This is a genomic window from Opitutaceae bacterium, assembly GCA_015075305.1.
Taxonomy (GTDB): Bacteria; Verrucomicrobiota; Verrucomicrobiia; order Opitutales; family Opitutaceae; genus UBA6669.
On record JABTUS010000010.1, the window covers coordinates 197,501 to 215,523 of the forward strand.

At 60.9% G+C, this 18,023-nt stretch carries 10 protein-coding genes and 2 rRNA genes (1 of these 12 cut by a window edge); 9 read left to right on the top strand and 3 right to left on the bottom strand.

The features are described from left to right. From HS122_18415 to HS122_18425, 3 genes are all read left to right on the top strand, one after another. Positions 1 to 2,113, top strand: a 23S ribosomal RNA gene (locus tag HS122_18415) (it extends 725 nt beyond the left edge of the window). 93 nt (positions 2,114 to 2,206) lie between these two features. Beyond that, positions 2,207 to 2,322 (top strand): 5S ribosomal RNA (gene rrf, locus HS122_18420). 161 nt (positions 2,323 to 2,483) lie between these two features. Beyond that, positions 2,484 to 4,361: a LysM peptidoglycan-binding domain-containing protein gene (locus HS122_18425; protein ID MBE7540369.1), complete on the top strand. Its 1,878-nt coding sequence runs from the start codon at positions 2,484 to 2,486 to the stop codon at positions 4,359 to 4,361. Between the two features lie 58 nt (positions 4,362 to 4,419). Here the strand turns inward: HS122_18425 and HS122_18430 are convergent, their stop codons facing one another. Together HS122_18430 and HS122_18435 are read right to left on the bottom strand one after the other, a co-directional pair. Beyond that, positions 4,420 to 5,685, bottom strand: coding sequence for an MFS transporter (locus HS122_18430; protein ID MBE7540370.1), 1,266 nt, complete (start codon positions 5,683 to 5,685; stop codon positions 4,420 to 4,422). Positions 5,686 to 5,712: 27 nt separating this feature from the next. Then, a complete protein-coding gene (locus HS122_18435) occupies positions 5,713 to 6,507 on the bottom strand; it encodes a 6-phosphogluconolactonase (protein ID MBE7540371.1) in 795 nt (264 codons plus the stop codon). 142 nt (positions 6,508 to 6,649) lie between these two features. On the opposite strand from HS122_18435, the gene HS122_18440 reads away from it, so the two are divergent. The 3 genes from HS122_18440 to HS122_18450 are packed head-to-tail and all read left to right on the top strand — an operon-like array spanning position 6,650 to position 9,440. Beyond that, positions 6,650 to 7,411, top strand: a complete 762-nt coding sequence (locus tag HS122_18440) for an SDR family oxidoreductase (GenBank protein ID MBE7540372.1) — start codon at positions 6,650 to 6,652, stop codon at positions 7,409 to 7,411. Positions 7,412 to 7,419: 8 nt separating this feature from the next. Continuing rightward, positions 7,420 to 8,526, top strand: a complete 1,107-nt coding sequence (locus HS122_18445; GenBank protein ID MBE7540373.1) for a mandelate racemase/muconate lactonizing enzyme family protein — start codon at positions 7,420 to 7,422, stop codon at positions 8,524 to 8,526. Beyond that, a complete protein-coding gene (locus HS122_18450) occupies positions 8,523 to 9,440 on the top strand; it encodes an N-acetylglucosamine-6-phosphate deacetylase (protein MBE7540374.1) in 918 nt (305 codons plus the stop codon). Before HS122_18445 ends, HS122_18450 begins: the two co-directional genes overlap by 4 nt. Positions 9,441 to 9,454: 14 nt before the next feature. On the opposite strand, the gene HS122_18455 is transcribed toward HS122_18450, so the two are convergent. After that, positions 9,455 to 10,492, bottom strand: coding sequence for a LacI family DNA-binding transcriptional regulator (locus HS122_18455; GenBank protein ID MBE7540375.1), 1,038 nt, complete (start codon positions 10,490 to 10,492; stop codon positions 9,455 to 9,457). A 225-nt stretch (positions 10,493 to 10,717) separates the two neighbouring features. On the opposite strand from HS122_18455, the gene HS122_18460 reads away from it, so the two are divergent. The 3 genes from HS122_18460 (at position 10,718) to HS122_18470 (ending at position 18,012) form a co-directional block, all read left to right on the top strand. Next, positions 10,718 to 13,249, top strand: a complete 2,532-nt coding sequence (locus HS122_18460; GenBank protein ID MBE7540376.1) for a TonB-dependent receptor plug domain-containing protein — start codon at positions 10,718 to 10,720, stop codon at positions 13,247 to 13,249. A gap of 79 nt (positions 13,250 to 13,328) precedes the next feature. Beyond that, positions 13,329 to 14,975, top strand: a complete 1,647-nt coding sequence (locus tag HS122_18465; protein MBE7540377.1) for a family 20 glycosylhydrolase — start codon at positions 13,329 to 13,331, stop codon at positions 14,973 to 14,975. A gap of 25 nt (positions 14,976 to 15,000) precedes the next feature. Continuing rightward, entirely contained in the window at positions 15,001 to 18,012 is a 3,012-nt protein-coding gene (locus HS122_18470) for a hypothetical protein (GenBank protein ID MBE7540378.1), read from the top strand. Positions 18,013 to 18,023: the final 11 nt, after the last annotated feature.

Here is an 18,023-nt window from a genome sequence, read left to right on the forward strand (position 1 = left end):
GATCTAACCATGGCCAGGATGAAACTCCGGTAAAACGGAGTGAAGGTCCGAACCGGTCACTCTTGAGAAAGTGTCGGATGAGCTGTGGTTAGGAGCGAAAGACTAATCAAACCCTCTGATAGCTGGTTCTTTCCGAAATATATTTGGGTATAGCGTCGAGCGCTGATCTGTGGAGGTAGAGCACTAAATAAGCTAGGGCCCCTACCGGGGTACTGAACTTAATTAAACTCCGAATACCATAGAGTGAAGCTCGGCAGTCAGACTGTGGGGGCTAACCTTCATAGTCGAGAGGAGAATAATCCAGACCATCGGTTAAGGTCCCAAAATATGGCTCAGTGGAAAAGGATGTGATTTTGCTTAGACAATGGGGATGTTGGCTTAGAGGCAGCCATCATTTAAACAGTGCGTAACAGCTGACCCATCGAGCGAAATTGCGCCGAAAATGATCGGGACTCAAGCCATATACCGAAGCCATGGACTCCACGCAAGTGGAGTGGTAGGAAAGCGTTCCAGTTGCAGCGAAGCAGAAGGGTTACCAACTGTGGAGCGACTGGAAGTGAGAATGCAGACATAAGTAACGATAAAGCCGGCTAAAATCCGGCTCGCCTTAATTCCAAGGATTCCTGGGGAAGGTTCGTCCTCCCAGGGTTAGTCGGGTGCTAAGATGAGGCCGTAAGGAGTAATCGATGCCAATCTGGTTAATATTCCAGAACCGATGTACAACTATCCTATCAGTGACGGATTGTATCAGCCAACGGACCTGTTTCGACAAGGCACTGCGAAGCCACGGCTTAGCGGATGTTGGTAATAGCAGTCCCAAGAAAAGCAGATAGGCCACTATGTATATCGCCCGTACCGTAAACCGACACAGGTGGAATAGATGAGTATTCTAAGGCGCGCGAGTTAAATCTCTCTAAGGAACTCGGCAAATTGACCCCGTATCTTCGGTATAAGGGGTGCCCCGCGAGGGGCCGCAGATAAGAGCGTCAACCGACTGTTTAGCAAAAACACAGCTCTCTGCTAAGTCGCAAGACGACGTATAGGGAGTGACACGTGACCAATGCGGAAAGGTGAAAGCGTGAGGTGCAAGCTTCGCGTCTAAGCCCCCGTGAATGTCGGCCGTAACTATAACGGTCCTAAGGTAGCGAAATTCCTTGTCGGGTAAGTTCCGACCCGCACGAATCGTGTAACGAGTTGACGACTGTCTCGGAGAGAGGCTCGGTGAAATTGTAGTGGCGGTGAAGATGCCGCCTACCCGCAGCAGGACGGAAAGACCCTATGCACCTTTACTGTAAGCTGTTATTGTCGCTTGACTTCCAATACGTAGAATAGGTGGGAGACTTCGATGCCTGGTTTCAGGATCAGGCGGAGTCACAACGTGAAATACCACTTTTTGTTGGTTAGGCGTCTAACCTCGAACCATCAACTGGTCGTGGGACAGTGATAGCAGGTCAGTTTTTCTGGGGCGGAATCCTCCCAAAGAGTAACGGAGGATTACGAAGGTTCCCTCAGCCCGGTCGGTAATCGGGCTATAGAGCGCATGAGTATAAGGGAGCTTTACTGTGAGACCAACAAGTCGAGCAGTTGCGAAAGCAGGTTCAAGTGATCCGGTGGTTGAATGTGGAATCGCCATCGCTCATAGGACAAAAGGTACGCTAGGGATAACAGGCTGATCGCGCCCAAGCGTTCACAGCGACGGCGCGGTTTGGCACCTCGATGTCGGCTCATCACATCCTGGGGCTGGAGAAGGTCCCAAGGGTTCGGCTGTTCGCCGATTAAAGTGGTACGCGAGCTGGGTTCAGAACGTCGTGAGACAGTTCGGTCCTCTATCCGCTGTGGGCGTCTGTGATTTGAGGGGTTCATTCTCTAGTACGAGAGGACCGAGAATGACGAACCTCTGGTGTTCCGGTTGTCACGTCAGTGGCAGCGCCGGGTAGCTATGTTCGGAAGGGATAAGCGCTGAAAGCATCTAAGCGCCAAGCCCATCCCAAGATAAGATCACAATCCGTCGCAAGACGGTGCAGGGTACGGGTAGACCACCCGTTCGATAGGCCAGAAGTGTAAGCGTAGCAATATGCTCAGCTTACTGGTACTAATGACCCTGCCGGTTTATGCAAACCCAGTATCTGGGCGTTTGTTTTACCTCCTTCAGGATTTCCAACCCTAAACTTCACTTTCTCGATCGTTCGCGATCTGAGATTCCCTTCCTGGTGATCACATGCCGGGGGCTCCACCCGTTCCCATCCCGAACACGGCCGTTAAGCCCCGAGCAGCCAATGGTAGTAGAACGTTAGGTTCCGCGAGAGTAGGTCGTTGCCAGGTTTATGGCCCGGATTGTGCCAAGCGCACGATCCGGGCCTCTTTTTTTCACAGCCATTCCTTCGGCGTATCCGAAAATTTTTGCCCTTGTGACACAGGTGCATTTTGATTCTCCCATGAACTTGGCGCTTTCCACGACGGCCTGCTTCACACGAAGTCTTTCAATGCCTGCCCCATTCCTGCGCTGCCATCGAATCGCCATCCGCTGCCTCGGCCTTCTGCTGGCTTCCCTTGGCTGCGTCGTCCTGCATGGCGCGCTTCCCGAGAACGTCATAACCGATCTGCGCTCCAGGGCTGCATCCGGAAATCCCATCGCCCAGTACAATCTGGGCATCGCCTACGCAGATCCCAACGATCCCATCTCTGATCTCAGTGAGGCCTACGCTTGGCTGACGCTGGCGGCGGAACGAGGTTCCAACCAAGGCGCCCTCAATACCCTCCTGCCCAAGCTTTCGTCCTCCCAGCTCGCAGAGGGAAAGCGGAGGCTGGAGGAGAAACGCGCGCAATTGGCGCGGGCGGCGGAGCAGTCTCCCTTCATCACTCCTGCCAGTTCGTCTGTCAGTGCCGCTCCATCCCAGGACGCGGACATCGCTTCGCTTCGTGCGGAACAGCGGCGATTGAGCGCAGAGATAGCAGCCGCGAGACGTGAAGCCGACGCGGCAAAGAGCGCTTCGATTGCCAAGGTCGCTGAGTTGAATCAACAGCTTGCGGAGCGTGACAGGCTGATTGCCGCGCTCCGGGCGCAGGCTTCCCCCGCTCCGGCCACGAGCGCTGGTGAATCGTCGAACGTCGCTTCGCTGGAGGCTGCGTTGAAGCGATCCGATGCCGCCCGCGAAAATCTCGCGCGTGATCTGGCCGCTCTTTCAAGTGAGGCGACCGCCTTGAAGGAACAGCTTGCGTCGGAACAGCGCGCCCGTGCGCAGCTCGCGTCTGATGCCCTCGCAACGAAGGATCGGGCGGCGGATCTGGCCACGGCGAAAAATCAGACCGCATCTTTGCGCAGTGAGCTGGACAAGGCGCGCTCCGCGGCGTCGCAGGCCCTCGCACAGGTGGCGGCTCTCGCTGCTGCAAAAGAGAAGGCGGAACTGCACCAGCGCACGTCTTCAGCGGACAAGGATCTCGAACTCGCGAAGACTCGCACCGACCTTGATTCCGCAAGACTTCAGCTTGCCCAGCGGGATGAGTCCATCGCCCGGCTGAAGGAGGAGACTCGGCGTCTGGCCGATGAAGTTGCGTCAGCGAAACTCGCCGCCGCAGCTTCCAATGAAATTTCCCAGCTCAGATCCGATCTGCAGGCCGCGCGCACCGCGCTGACTGCCGTGGAGAAAGAGCGGGATGACCTCAGGCTTGCGCCGGCGCCACCTCCTGCCGCCGATGCAGACGAAGTCGCGAATCTCAGGAAACAGCTCACGGATACAGAATCAAAGCTGACCACCGCCCTTCGGAGCTACACGCTCCAACAAGGCGAAATTGAAGCCGCCCGAAAGACGATTGCCTCCTTGACGGAGGACCGCGATCAAGTGGCGTCCCAACTTGCGCAGGCCACGCAGGAGAAATCCGCCTTGTCGCAGGAGATCACCGCCGCCACCCCGGTTCTTGCCGAAATCAACACCCTTCGCGACCAACTCCGCTACGCGCAATCGCAGACCGGTGCGATGGCTCTTGAGGTCAATCAGCTCAAAACCCGCCTTGCACTCGCGGCTCCGAGTGTCGCCGGTGCCTATGGATCTCCCACGCGCCCAGGCTCGGTCGCCGCTGCGGCAGTTGTCGCAACTCCGCCGGAAAAAGCCGTGCCAACAACAACCGCGTCCCCTGCCATGAAGCCGGCGAGTGCGCCGCCTCGCGACAACTCCGCCGCGGCCGCCTCCAATGCAGCCGGTGCACCGCGTGTTCATGTGGTCAAGCTGGGTGATTCCCTGTCGAAGATTGCAATGCAGTACTACGGTCAGTCGAATCGGTGGGAGGAGATTGCGGCTGCCAATCGTGACGTCCTCCCCAATCCGAATCAGCTCGTTGTCGGCACGCCGCTGCGAATTCCCTAGGCCATTCGCAGGTCGCGCAACCCAGTCCTGCCGCCCGCCCGTCCCAGGTGATGCGTGCTCAGGCTGCGGAGATGCGCCGGATTTCTCCCAGCCGCCTCACGAGGAGGCATGTGAGAACGAAGGCGAGCAGCGGCAGGCAGGCGATCGTCGCGAAGACCGGGGTGAAGGACACATTCTGCACGGTCCAGCCGATGAGCTGCTGCGAAATCGCGCCCATCAACCCGCCCAGCGCGCCCCCGAATCCCGAAACCGTAGCCACAACCTGCTTCGGAAACACCTCTGCCGGCAGCGTCATGTTCGCCCACGCGGCGTGACAGAACATCGCCACGCTCATCAGGGTCACCGCCGCCACTGGCGTCGGCACGCGGATGATCAGCACGCAGCAAGCGGGAATGACGAGAGAGGCGCTCCCCATGACCATCTTGCGCGCCCGGTCGAGGCTCCAGCCCTGGCGGACCAGCCAGCCGGGAATCATGCCTCCCAGAATGTTCCCGATCGCCGACGCCATGAAGGGAATGCCACTGTATTTGCCGATGTCGGCGAGGTTGAAGCCACGCGCTTCCTGGAGAAACAGCGGCGTCCAAAAAATGAAGAAATAGGAAATCGGATCGGTCAGCATGCGCGCCAGAAGGCAGCCCCAGGTCTCCCGCATCCGCAGCAGCCGCGACATGGGGATCCTGGGTTCGTCTTTCGCGGCTGTCGTCTCGTGGCCCTCGATCAGACGGCGCTCGCCCTCGCTCAGCCGAGGGTGTTCCCGAGGCACACGGTAGATCAGCATCCAGGCCACCACCCACAATCCGCCGATCGCGCCGCCGGCGACAAAGGCCGAGCGCCAGCCCCAGAGCAGTGTGCACACCGCCGCCAGCGGTGGCGCCAGCGCCGCGCCGACGGCCGTTCCGGAGTTGAAGATGCCGATCGCCAGCGCCCGCTCGCGCACCGGAAACCATTCCGACACGGTCTTGACCCCCGCCGGGAAGTTCGCGGGCTCGGTGGCACCCAACAGAAACCGGAAAACCGAGAACTGCAGCGATGTCCGGGCGAACGCGTGCAGCGCATTCGCGACCGACCATCCGGTGACAAAAACGATGAATGAACGCCGCGTGCCCAGCTTGTCGATGATCCGCCCGCTCACCGCGTACATGATCATGTAGCTGATCAGGAACGCCGAGGTGACATGTGAATACTCCACCGTCGAGATTCCCAGCTCCGTCTTGATCGTGCCTGCGAGTACGGACAAGGTCTGGCGGTCGAGGTAGTTGAGCGTCGTGGCGAGACACAGCATCGCCACGATGTACCAGCGCAGTCCGCGTATCGGTCGGCTCATGGGAGAGGCGTCGCGCTCCCGGGACGCTCAGCAGGCATCGCGGGGCGAAAGGAGTGATGCGGAAGGCGCATCGAGATACACGGACGCCGCGGAGTGGGTGCGAACGATGGAGGCGGGACAGCGGGTGCCGATCGGACCTTCCAATGCATCGCGAACGGCCTGCGCCTTGCGCGTATCCGGAACACAGCAGATCCAGCGTTTGGCCCGGAAGAGCGCCGGGCACGACAGCGTGAGGGCGCGGGTCGGCACCGCCGCAAGGGAAGGGAAGTGACCTTCGCCGACCTGCTGCTGACGGCACTTCGCATCAAGTTCGGCAATTTTCACGGTGGCTGCGTCATTGAAATCGGCGACATGCGGATCATTGAAGGCTATATGGCCGTTTTCGCCAAATCCCACGAACGCCAGGTCAATGGGCGCGCGATTCAGCAGCGCGCTGTACCGCGCGATTTCACCCTCAACATCCCTGGCGTCGCCCGCGAGGTAGCTGCAGGCGGCCAGCTTCTCCCGTTGCTCGACGCGTTCCCGCAGCCAGCGTCGAAAGCTCGCCGGATGCTGGTCCGAAATCCCCAGATATTCATCCATGTGGAAGACCTCGACCCGCGACCAGTCGACACGCTGGTCCGCAACCAGCTGGTCGATCATCTCCGCTTGGGAGTTTCCGGTTCCGACGATGATGCGCACGCTACCGTGCTCGTTCAGGGCTGCGCGCAGAACCTGCGCGGCTTCGCTCGCGGCAGCGATCGCCATCTCACTGCTGGTGGCGTAAACGCGGACATTCGCGTGCCCGTACTTCTCGGTTCGAATGGATGATTGGCTTATCATAAAAGGGGAAAAGGCGGGGTACGGAAGGAAGACCGTAACTCCAAGAAGGAATCAAGGCTATTTCTCATAAACGAGAAATATTTCTTGAACATCCTCCGCTTTTTCTCGCTTTCTAACTGGCAGCCGCCACGCCATTGCCATCATGACGCCGCCATTCGACCTTCACGACGAAACAGCTCTCATCACCGGAGGAGGCACTGGCCTGGGTCTTGCGATTGCCACGTGCCTTGTGGCCGCGGGGGCGCGCGTCGTCCTGGTCGGGCGCCGGATGCCGGAGCTCGAAGCGGCCTGCGCGCAACTCGGAACGTCCGCTCGATTCGTGGCCCACGATATCACAGCCTTGGAAAAAGCCGATGAGGTCCTCGCACAAGCGGAGCGCGCCGTCGGATCCCCAATTTCCATCCTCGTGAACAACGCAGGCAACCACCTCAAGCGGCTGGCCGTGGAAACCACTTCCGCTGACTTCGATCAAGTCATGCGCACGCACGTCCACGCTTCTCACGCCCTGACGCGGGCCGTGCTGCCCGGCATGATTTCCCGCCGGCACGGCAACGTGCTGTTCATCGCCTCGATGGCATCCTTTCTCAGCATACCCGGAGTGGTTGCCTATGCTGCTGCAAAGTCAGCGTACCTGGGCATGGTCCGCACACTCTCAGCGGAAGTGGCGCCATCGGGCGTGCGCGTGAATGCGATCTCGCCCGGCTGGATCGATTCCGCCATGACCCGGCGCGCGTTCGACGCCGATCCCGTGCGCAAACAAAAGGTGCTTTCACGCACGCCGATGGGCCGCTTCGGCGAGCCTCAGGATATTGGCTGGGCCGCTGTTTACCTCTGCGCCCCCGCCGCCCGCTTTGTGACGGGCGTAACCCTCCCCGTCGACGGCGGTGCGGTCACCGGCTTCTGATTTCTCTCATGCCCAAAATCAAAAAACTCCATTTCTTCCGTGCCGTATCCCCCTTGTCCCGGCCTCTGGCCGACAGCACGCATCAACTGAAGGAGATCGGCTTCATCATACTAAAGCTTGAGACCGACACCGGTGTCACCGGTGAGTCCTACCTGCTGTCCTTCAACTATTCCCCGTTCGCGATTGCCGGTGCGCTCGAGGACATCCGCGCCATGGCGGAAGGCTGGGAGATTTCGGCCACCGGTGAATTCATCCGCCACTTCGAGCGTGAATCGGAATATTTCGGACTCTCCGGCATCCATCGCTGGGCGCTCGGACTGGTCAACATCGCCATGTGGGACGCGTGGGCAAAACATCTTGGCCAGCCAGTATGGCGCCTGTTCGGTGTCTGCCATTCCCGAGTTCCCCTCTATGGCAGCGGCGGCTGGATTTCGTACTCGCTCGACGAGCTGATCAGCGAGGTCACCGGTTACGTCCGCCGCGGATTTCGGGCGGTCAAGATAAAGGTCGGCTCGCCCGAGCTCTCGCGCGACATCGAGCGCCTCACGCGCGTCCGCGAAGCCGTCGGACCCTCGGTGGCCATCATGATGGACGCCAATCAGGGCATGACCGCGCTCTCGGCCCAAGCCCTCGCCAACGCCGTCCGCGCCCTTCAAATCACCTGGTTCGAGGAGCCGCTGCCGCACACCGACTTTGACGGCTATGCGACCCTCCGCCGCGGCGCCGGCATGGCCATCGCCATGGGCGAGCGGGAGTTTGATCTGGTCACACTGCGGAAACTCATCCACCGCCAGGCGATTGATCTCTGGCAGCCCGACATCCTCCGCCTCGGCAGCGTCGAAGCCTGGCGCGAATCCGCCGCTCTCGCGCACGCCCATCACATTCCCGTCCTGCCGCACTACTACAAGGAATACGATGTCCCGCTCCTTATGACCGTGCCCAATGCCTTTGGCGCGGAATCGTTCGACTGGGTCGATCCTCTGCTTTCACATCCCATCCGCATGGAAAACGGTTTTGCCTATCCGACGGACCGTCCGGGGTGGGGCTTCACCTTCAAGGAGCAAAGCCTCACCGAATTGCGTGTCGCGGTCGTGTCTTCCGGGGGGCGGGCGTGAGTTGGTTCGACATCCAGGTCAACGGCTACGGCGGGATCGACTTCAATCAGGACGATCTCAGCGCGGAGCAACTGCACCAGGCCTGCCGCTTGGTGGCGGAGCAGGGGGGCGGCGGCATTCTCGCCACGATCATCACCGAACTTCCCGACCGGATGGAAAGCCGGATACGGCGCCTGGTCGCCTTGCGCGCCGCGGATCCCTTGGCCGGGAAAATCATCGCCGGCATCCATGTCGAAGGACCATTTCTGAGCGCCGAACCTGGCTACAGAGGCGCGCATCCCGGCGAAGCGATCGGGCCAGCCTCGGAGATTCTGGCCGGTCGCCTGCTGGATGCCGCGGACGGCCTTCTGCGGATCTTCACGCTCGCGCCGGAACAGGACGCCGCCAACCGCGTGACCCGACTGCTCACTGAAGCCGGGGTCGTGGTGTCCGCCGGCCACACCAACGCTTCGCTGGATCAGTTGCGCGCAGCCATCGACGCCGGCCTGAAAATGTTCACGCATCTCGGCAACGGCTGTCCCGGGATTCTTCCCCGGCACGACAATATCATCCAGCGCGCCCTGTTCCTGCGGCGACAACTCTGCCTCTGTTTCATCGCCGACGGAATTCACATTCCGTTTCCGATGCTGCGCAACTACCTCGACCTGGCGCGGGACGCCGCTGGCTGCGTCGTCACCACCGACGCGAACGCTGCGGCGGGTTACGGCCCAGGTAGCCATCGCATTGGGCGGTGGGAAATCGAGGTGGGCGAGGATCTGGCGGTCTGGGCGCCGGATCGTTCACATCTGCTCGCTTCCGCTGTGCCGATGCCGATGGTGAAGGGGTTTCTCAGCCGGCACGTCGGCCTGGACGAGGAAACCATTCGACAGCTCACCGAGGTGTCGCCCCGCGCCGCGATCGGCCTCGTGGACTGAGGCTTCGTTTCCCATCAGGCGCGACCGGCTTCGGCAACTGCGCCGGGGGCCTTCGTGGAATCGCGCACCACCAGCTGCGTGGGCAGCACGATCCGCTGGGGAGGCAGCAGGGGATTCATGATCCGTTTCAGGGTCAGCTCTGCAAGATGCCTTCCAAGCTCCTCCGGGAAAGAGCGCACGCTTGTCAGCGCGGGCCAGAGATTGGCCGCTTCCGTGTCGTCAAATCCCGCCACACTGATTCCGCCCGGCACCGGGATCTGGGACTCCCGCAAGGCGTCGTACGCGCCCATGGCCACGCCGTCGGAACCGGCGAAGATGGCGGTGACCCGGTCCTTTCGGGAGAGAATCGACTTGGTGCTGAGATACCCAAGTTCGCGACCGTCCGACTGGATTTCGCTCCAGCGCGGTTCGAGCCCCGCCTCAGCCATGGCGCGCCGGTAGCCTTCGCCGCAACGTGCGAACCAGGGAAAATTGCGGTTGCCGATGAATAGAATCGCCCGGTGTCCCTGCCGAATCAGGTGTCGAGTGACGTCGTAACCGCCGCTGACGTCGTCCGCGCTGGCCTGGTCGCACTGCTCGTCCCCGCCGCCAAGGAGATTGTTGCCGAGCACGGCGAACGGCACTTTGCGGTGCCGCAGGGCCTCGAGCAGGCTGTGTGAATTGACTCCCGCGAGAATGACTCCGCGCGCGGGTGTGCGCCGACTGAGAATCTGCGGGAGGTGGAGCTCGCGTGCCGGGGTGTTCTGGTCGTAGCGGAAGGTCAGGAAGACGAGCTCCCATCCCTGCTCGGAGATGTACTTTTCCGCACCGGTGAGAACTCGCGCCTGAAAGGGGTGGAGGACATCGCGATTTGCGAGCACGTAGGCGATCACGCGGCCGGCGTTGTCCCCCTTCCTTTTCTCGAGATCCACGCCGAGTCGCGCGGCAGCGTCCCGGACCTTCTGCCTGATTGCGGGATCAACATTGTGCAGACCCGCCGCCACGCGAGTCACCGTTGCTGGACTGACCTTTGCCTGCTTCGCGATATCGTTGAAGGTGGCTTTCTTTTTCATCCGACCAGGGGGAGGTAGGGGCAGGCTTCAAACTTCCGTGCCTTAGGCAATGCCTAATTCCGAAGAATTTCATGAAGTTATAGCAGTGATTCAGATTTATAGGAAATAATGCTTGATTAATGAGAAATATTTCTCAAACAAGAGTGCCGTTCCGTTTTAGCCGCTCCTCGGCCTCTACTTCGCCTTTTCACCCCGTCCACCCAAACACCTGTGACCCATCAACATATGTTCACGTCCGTTCCTACTCTGGGAGCCCTGCGCTCCCGTGCGATCTATTCGGTCAGTGTGCTCAGCCTGTTTGCGGCTCTGACCGCCCCTGCCCAGATTAAACCGGAATCACCCGTATCCGAGAACACGGTCGAACTTTCGGTTTTCAGGGTCTCCGGTGAGCGCGACTACGGCTACCGCAAGCAGAGCACGGTCACGACTTCGCGCGTAGCGCTGAAGGTCGTCGAAAATCCCCAGGCTGTGGAGATCATTTCCGGCGAGCTGCTGCAAGACCTCGCGCTCACCATCCCTAGCCAGGCATTTCGCTATACCAGCAGCGTCATCGTGGGTGAGAACGAATCGATGCAGGCGGGCATCTACACCATGCGCGGATTCCAACTGCCCATGTTCTACAACGGCCTGGCGATCGCGAGTGTCGGGGGCGTCACACCGACGATGCCGTTGGACAACATCGATCGCATCGAACTCGCCAAGGGTCCGGTGGCTCTTTTCTACGGCAACACGCCTTCCAACGGCGTCGCCAACTTTGTGACCAAGAAGCCCCAGTTTCGCACCGCCACCGATGTCCAGCTATCGGCGGGCACGTACGATTTTACCAAGGCGCTGCTCGATACACAGGGGATCATCAGCAAGGAGCATGGCATTGCCTATCGTTTCATCAGTTCCTACCAAAACAGCGCAGGGCGTGTGGACGGGCAGGAGACTTCGCTGGTTTTCGCTGATCCTTCCTTCACCTTCCGTCCCAACGACCGCTTCGAGATCACCGCCGAACTCGCTTACACCAAGCAGCAGATCCCGCTGCCTGCGGATGTACGCGCGCTCCTGGTAAACCCACAGTTCTGGAAGGACCTCGAGACTCCGTCTCCCGCGCTCCTTCAGTTCATGGGAAACCGTTATGGCATGTCGGGAGCCCAGGCGATCAACCAGCGCTGGGGTATGGCGGCCGGCAATCCGAACGGCACGACCCAGGGCACCAACATGGGTGCGTACCTCAATAATTGGAGCACCGACATCTATGCGATGACCGGCTACCAGCCTTATCTCTACACCGGTGATCACATCGACTGGTGGCGTTATTCGAACCGAGGCGACAAGTTCTTCATCTATTCCCCTGAGTCGAACCAGGATGGCGATTCCTATTTCGCCGACGTGACCACAACCTTCAAGCCGCTCGAGCGCCTCGCGATCCGCTACCACTGGCTGCACATGCAGACCGAGCAGAATTTCATACGCCAGCTCTTCTTCCCCAACGCGGGGCGCCGGGCAGACGGTCGGATCATTTCGATGAACGCGTCAGCCGGAAATCTTTACCAGCCCGACCGCCTCGGCATATCCGATGCCCAGCAGATTGATCTTGCCTACGAACTGATCGGAGAAAAAACCAAGCACTTTTTCACCGGGGGGTTCGAACTGAACCGCTCCCTTGCCAAGACCTATTCCGCGACGTTTGACCTCACCCGCAACAGTCCCGTCGTGAATGCGGATGGGTATCAGTTGACCGGTGCGTCCGTTTCCATCCACTGGGATCCGTTCGGTCCCAATCCCCCGCCGGACTTCTATCGGCTCATCGCCAGCGCACCGCGACAGACGAGCAGGGTCGAAACGGAGCATCGCGCCTACTACGCCAACTACCGTCTGTCCGCCTTTGACAACCGCCTCAACTTCATGGGTGGTGCGCGCCGGACCCGCCTGCTCAACACCGGCAAGGAGTCAACGACCTACAGCCTGGGCGCGATCTATCAGGTCGCTTCCGGTTTCCACGTGTTCGCCTCCACGGGGACCAATATCATTTTCACCAGCCAGATGAGCGTGGTTGGCCCCGGAGTTGTCCCGGCGGACAATGCGAAGCTCCTCGATGATGAAAAGGACAAGGGCATGGAGGTCGGCGTGAAGTCCGACTGGAACGATGGCAAGCTCTCGGGCACCGTCTCGCTCTACCGGGCCGAACGTTCCGGCATTCCGCAACTCGACTGGGTAAAGTGGGTGAACGACCCCCGCAATTCCGGTCCAAACGTCGCCAACACGGCGGCCAACCCGTACGTGAACGGCGGCTTGTTCCGCACCGAGGGACTGGACGTCGACTTTACATGGACGCCGTCCCGCTCGCTGCAGGTGCTCGCCAACTACGGCTGGGAATTCACATCAAAGGTAGTCCGCGACAACTCGCTCGATCCGACGCAACCCGGCCTGTTCACCTACCGCGCGGCACATTCGACCCGACTGCAGAAGTCTCCGGAGCATCACGCCAACGTGGTTGCCAAGTACAACTTTCTCGCGGGCGCGCTGAAAAACTTCAGCGTGGGCGGAGCGATCCGCTACCACAGCCTGTATGATCTGAGCGACGGTGCCAATGTGGGCATTTACATTCCCGCCGAGGTGCTGTTCGATGCGTTTGCGATTTACCGCACAAAGTTCGGCAGCCTGCCCGCCAATATACAGCTCAACCTGACAAACCTCGGCAACACGATCAACGACGTGACGCGCAGCAATGGTTTCGAAGCGCGGCTGAGCATCGGCCTCCACTTCTAGCTGTTCTTTCACGGGGCGGCGGGCAGACTCGCCGCCCGACGGAACGAAGACCAGCTTCGTATCCGCGTCGACGGTCTTCATGCACGTTTTCTCCCGATCCCTTCGGCAGCGCATCTTCTTGTCCGGCCTGGCCGGACTGCTGATTTTTCTGTCGACGACCGTCGCCCGCGAAGTCCCGCTCGCGGAGCGGCTAGTCCTGTCACCGGCCCCGCGTGTGGTGCAGTACGAGAAACAGACACATCCCTTTCCCCGAGAAATCGCCGTAAGCGGACTCAACCCTGCTGATCCCGCGCACGAGACCACCCTGGAGACGTTCCGGAACCTGCAGGGCATCCTCACTGCCACGACGGTCGTTTTTCGGCAGACCGGCGAATATCCGATCGTGTTTTCCCAGAGCGACGCAATCGCTCATCGCGAAGGCTACCGGCTCGACGCGAGCGGGTCGGGCATGCGGATCACCTATCGCACCGCCGCCGGCATGTTCTACGGCGCGCAAACCGCATACCAGATCCTTGCGCACGCGGATGCCGGGCACCGATTCCTGTATTTTGACGAGCGACCGGCGGAGCCGGAAAAGTCACTCCCCGTGGTATCCATCGAGGATTCGCCCGCCTATGCGACCCGTTCGTTCCTGATCGATCTCGGTCGCGCGCCCTTTTCGCCCGCGCTGTTGAAGCGGGTGGTGCGCATCGCGGCCCACCTGAAGATCAATGCCCTTCACGTCCGGCTGTACGACGATGAACTCGGAGGCTTCCGCTTTTCCCAGTTGCCGCTGGGCCGCGAAAATCCCTTCGCGCTCGATGCCGATGACCTGAAGGAGCTCGTTCGTTATGCCCGCCGGTATCACATGGCGATCATTCCCGAGCTGGAATCCTGGGCCCATGTGCAGAGCATCACCCATCATTTCCCGGAGCTTCGCGGAACGGACGGCATGTGGGGCGGCGCTTCCTTCGGCATTGGCGAACGAACTTACGCACTCCTGGAGAAAATCTACGACGAGGTTGTGCCCTGCCTCGAGGACACCGCGGCGGTGCACGTCGGCCTGGATGAAGCGGTCTGGGCCGTTCTGCCTGGCGAGGAGAATCGCGGGCACACCCCGGAAAACATGGTGGGTCGGATCCATGAAATCCTGATGCGGGTCGCCCGGCGCCATGGCAAAAAGATCACGATGCATCTCTGGGCGGACCACGGCGGCAGGCCGATACCGGTGGCCATCCGGGATCAGGTTGTCGTGGAACCGTGGGGTTACCACGAAACGATGAAAGAGGAGATCTTCGAGAAGCTCCGCACGTTTGGCGGCGCGGGAAAAACGCCCGTGATGATGGGTGCCGGCGTCAGTTGGACCCGCGTGAATGGCGACTACGAGGCGAGCCGTCTCTGGGCGCAGGAGGGGCTCAAGTACCCGAACGTTGTGGGGATCACGCTCTGCCTCTGGGGCACCAATGACGTCGGCGGCCGCCTGATGACGCTCTTCGGCGGAGCCGGAGTTGCCTGGTCCCCCCATTCGTTCGTCCGCGCCGCCAACGACCCACTCGGCGAGAGCCTGCGCAATGCCAAGGATCGCGAAATGCGCAAGTGGCAGGCGATTTTTCCCGATGCCGATCGTCAGGTGATCGATCTCGATCGCGGCCCCGAAATCGTTGTGGGCCGCTACGTGAACCGGCCTTATGCCGGGTATCCTGTCGCACCCACCGCCGAACCTCCCGCTTTTGGGCGTCAGCCGTGAGTCCGCCGTCATGCTGAATCCGAAGATGAGAACCTCAACCCTGCTTTTCCTGATACTCCTGAGTCTTGCCCCACCGCGCGTGGTGGCTGCCGCCCCGGGCGCTACAGCGGCCGAAGTGGCGGACGTCGACCTGCCGCGGTACCCGCCCGTGCCCGCCGATCGTGCGGTGGCGACTTGGAAAGTGAAGGAGGGCTTTGCCATGCAATTGGCCGCGTGCGAGCCGCAGGTGCGTGATCCCATCGCCATCTGTTTCGATGAGAATGGGCGGATGTTCGTGTGTGAAATGATCGATTATTCCGAGCAGCGGGATGTGACCCCGCATCTTGGACGGATTTCGCTGCTGGAGGATCGCGATGGCGACGGGTTCTACGAGACGAGCCGGGTTTTTGCGGACAATCTCGCCTGGCCCACCGGGCTGATCTGGGCGGGAGGGGGATTGTTCGTGGCGGCCACGCCCGATATCCTTCGATTCGAGGACAAGGACGGCGATGGCCGCGCGGAGGTGCGCGAAACCGTGTTCACCGGATTCAACGACGGAGTGGACCGGCTCAATGTGCAGGCCCTGCTCAACAGCCTCCAGTGGGGGCCCGACAATCGCATTCACCTCCTGAGTGGCATTGGCAACCGGGGCCGGGTTGCCAGCCTGCGACGCCCCGATCTTCCGGCGCAGGAGATCGGAGCGCGGGACTTCTGGTTTGATCCGCGCACGTATGAGTTTGGCTTTGAGGAGGGCGGCGCCCAGTACGGTATGGGTTTCGACAATGAGGGACGGAAGTACGCCTCGTCGAATTCGGACCATCTTCAGTACTGGGTGTACGACGGTCGGTACGCCCACCGGAATCCCTATTGGACGATGCCGCATTCAAGACAGAGCATCGCGGCGGACGGCGGCGCGGCGGAGGTGTTTCGCATCAGCCCGGACGAACCCTGGCGGATTGTGCGCACACGCTGGCGGGTGGGAGGGGTGGTCAAGGGGCTGATTGAAGGAGGCGGACGCGTCAGCGGATACTTCACGGGGGCGACGGGCACGATGGCCTATCGGGGTGACGCGTATGGGCCGGATTTCATCGACAATACCTTCAGCGGAGACGCCGGGGGGCAGTTGATCCATCGAAAGATCATTTCCGACGCGGGGGTCAGCCGGGTGGGTCGACGTCCCGCGGATGAATTGACGCGGGAGTTTGCCGCGAGCACCGACACGTGGGTGCGTGTCGTCGGATTTGCGAATGCGCCGGATGGCACGCTGCACGTCTGCGACATGTACCGTGAGGTGATCGAGCACCCGTGGAGCATTCCCGAAAGGATCAAGCGCCACCTTGATCTCAACTCGGGCAATGATCGTGGGCGGATCTACCGCATGGTGCCGCTCAACGGAACCTGGCAGCGGCGATCGTCGGTCAGCATGGGGGGCGCATCCACCGCGGAATTGGTTGACCTGCTCGCGCATCCCAATGGCTGGCATCGTGACACGGCCTCAAGGCTGCTTTGCGAGCGCCAGGATCCAGCCGCGATTCCCCGGCTGCGCAAAGTCGTGCAGTCAGGGAGGTCCCGCCTGGCGACGCTGCATGCACTCAGCGTGCTGGAAACCTTCCAAGCTCTGGATGCGCAGACCCTGTTGTCAGCGTTGAAAAATAGAGAGGGCGTCGTGCGGGAACGCGGCATCCGACTGCTGGAGGCGCACGCAGAAAAGGAAACTCCTTCAGCGGAAATGGTGGAGGTGGCGATCGGTTTGGTGGAAGATCCCGATGTGCGGGTCAGGTTTCAACTCGCATTTTCCTTCCCAACACTCCTGTCGCGGGCAGGGGTTCCCGAGGCGAAGCATCTGCGAACGGCTTATGTTCGCCTTGCGATGCGCGAAGTTGGAGACGAATGGATGGAGGCGGCGCTTTTGAGCGGACCGCCGGAGACCGTATCGGCCGTGCTGCTGCCGCCATTCTTGAATTCCGAATCGCGCGTCCCGCGGGGGGCCGGGAAGTTCACTGCCAATCTGATAGAAATTTGCGCGGCCATGAAGCCGGTCGAGGGATATTCGGGGTTGATCGACCGGCTGAGCCGCTCCGGAGCACCTGCGAGCTGGGTGCTGGCCCTGGATGCAGGGGCGCGGCGTGCGGGACTCTCCTTGGAAGCCGTCGATTCGGGGCATCGATTGAAGGCACTCTTCAAACGAGCCGCGGAAGTGGCGGGTGATCGCGCGGCTGGTTTGGATGCGCGAAAGGATGCCATCGAACTGCTGGCGGCGGCAGGTGGTTCCATCAGCCGGTTTGCGCTGGCTCCGGTACTTTCCGACAGCCAGCCGGAGGCTCTTCAACTGGCGGCTGTCGCGGTGCTTGCCCGCGAGCCGGCCGGAGTCGATGTCATGGATGCCTTGCTGAGCGGCTGGCGCACCTATACGCCTGCCGTGCGCGATGCCGTGATCGCCGCGTGCCTGCCGCGCGAGGACCGGGTGATGCGGCTCCTTGCAGCGATCGATGCAAAAGCGGTTCCTGCGAAGGAACTGGGTGCGGCGCATGTCGAGGCGCTGACTCACCATGCATCGCCGGAGGTGCGCGCCCGTGCATTGGATGTATTGAGTTCTCTGATACCGCCGTCGCGCTCCGAAGTGCTTGCCCGCAATGCCGCGGCGGTTGCATCTGCTGGTGACGCCGGCAGGGGAAGGATGATCTTTCTTGGACGGTGCACGCCCTGCCATCGCGCCGAGGGCCAGGGCTTTCTGCTGGGTCCCGACATGGTCACCGTGAAGAGTCGTGGACGGGAGGGCTTGCTCACGGCCATCATCGATCCCAATCGGGAGGTTGCGCCCCAGTACATCAGCTATGAGATCGCCACCCGGGATGGCAACGCCTACAATGGAATCATCACGCAGGACGACGCCACGGGTCTCACGCTCAAGATCATGGGAGGTGTGGAAATGCGTTTGCTTCGGTCCCAGTTGAAAGGCACCATATCATCCGGAAGAAGTCTCATGCCCGAGGGGCTTGAAGCGGGACTGTCGGTCAGCGACATGGCGGACCTGCTGACCTACATTGAGTCGCTGTAGGCTGCTCGACA

Bases quoted from the DNA above. Each gene is read 5' to 3' on its own strand.
- HS122_18470 (MBE7540378.1), top strand. From the start codon at position 15,001: ATGAGAACCTCAACCCTGCTTTTCCTGATACTCCTGAGTCTTGCCCCA.
- HS122_18430 (MBE7540370.1), bottom strand. From the start codon at position 5,685: ATGAGCCGACCGATACGCGGACTGCGCTGGTACATCGTGGCGATGCTG.
- HS122_18425 (MBE7540369.1), top strand. From the start codon at position 2,484: ATGCCTGCCCCATTCCTGCGCTGCCATCGAATCGCCATCCGCTGCCTC.
- HS122_18435 (MBE7540371.1), bottom strand. From the start codon at position 6,507: ATGATAAGCCAATCATCCATTCGAACCGAGAAGTACGGGCACGCGAAT.
- HS122_18465 (MBE7540377.1), top strand. From the start codon at position 13,329: ATGCACGTTTTCTCCCGATCCCTTCGGCAGCGCATCTTCTTGTCCGGC.
- HS122_18455 (MBE7540375.1), bottom strand. From the start codon at position 10,492: ATGAAAAAGAAAGCCACCTTCAACGATATCGCGAAGCAGGCAAAGGTC.
- HS122_18460 (MBE7540376.1), top strand. From the start codon at position 10,718: ATGTTCACGTCCGTTCCTACTCTGGGAGCCCTGCGCTCCCGTGCGATC.
- HS122_18440 (MBE7540372.1), top strand. From the start codon at position 6,650: ATGACGCCGCCATTCGACCTTCACGACGAAACAGCTCTCATCACCGGA.
- HS122_18445 (MBE7540373.1), top strand. From the start codon at position 7,420: ATGCCCAAAATCAAAAAACTCCATTTCTTCCGTGCCGTATCCCCCTTG.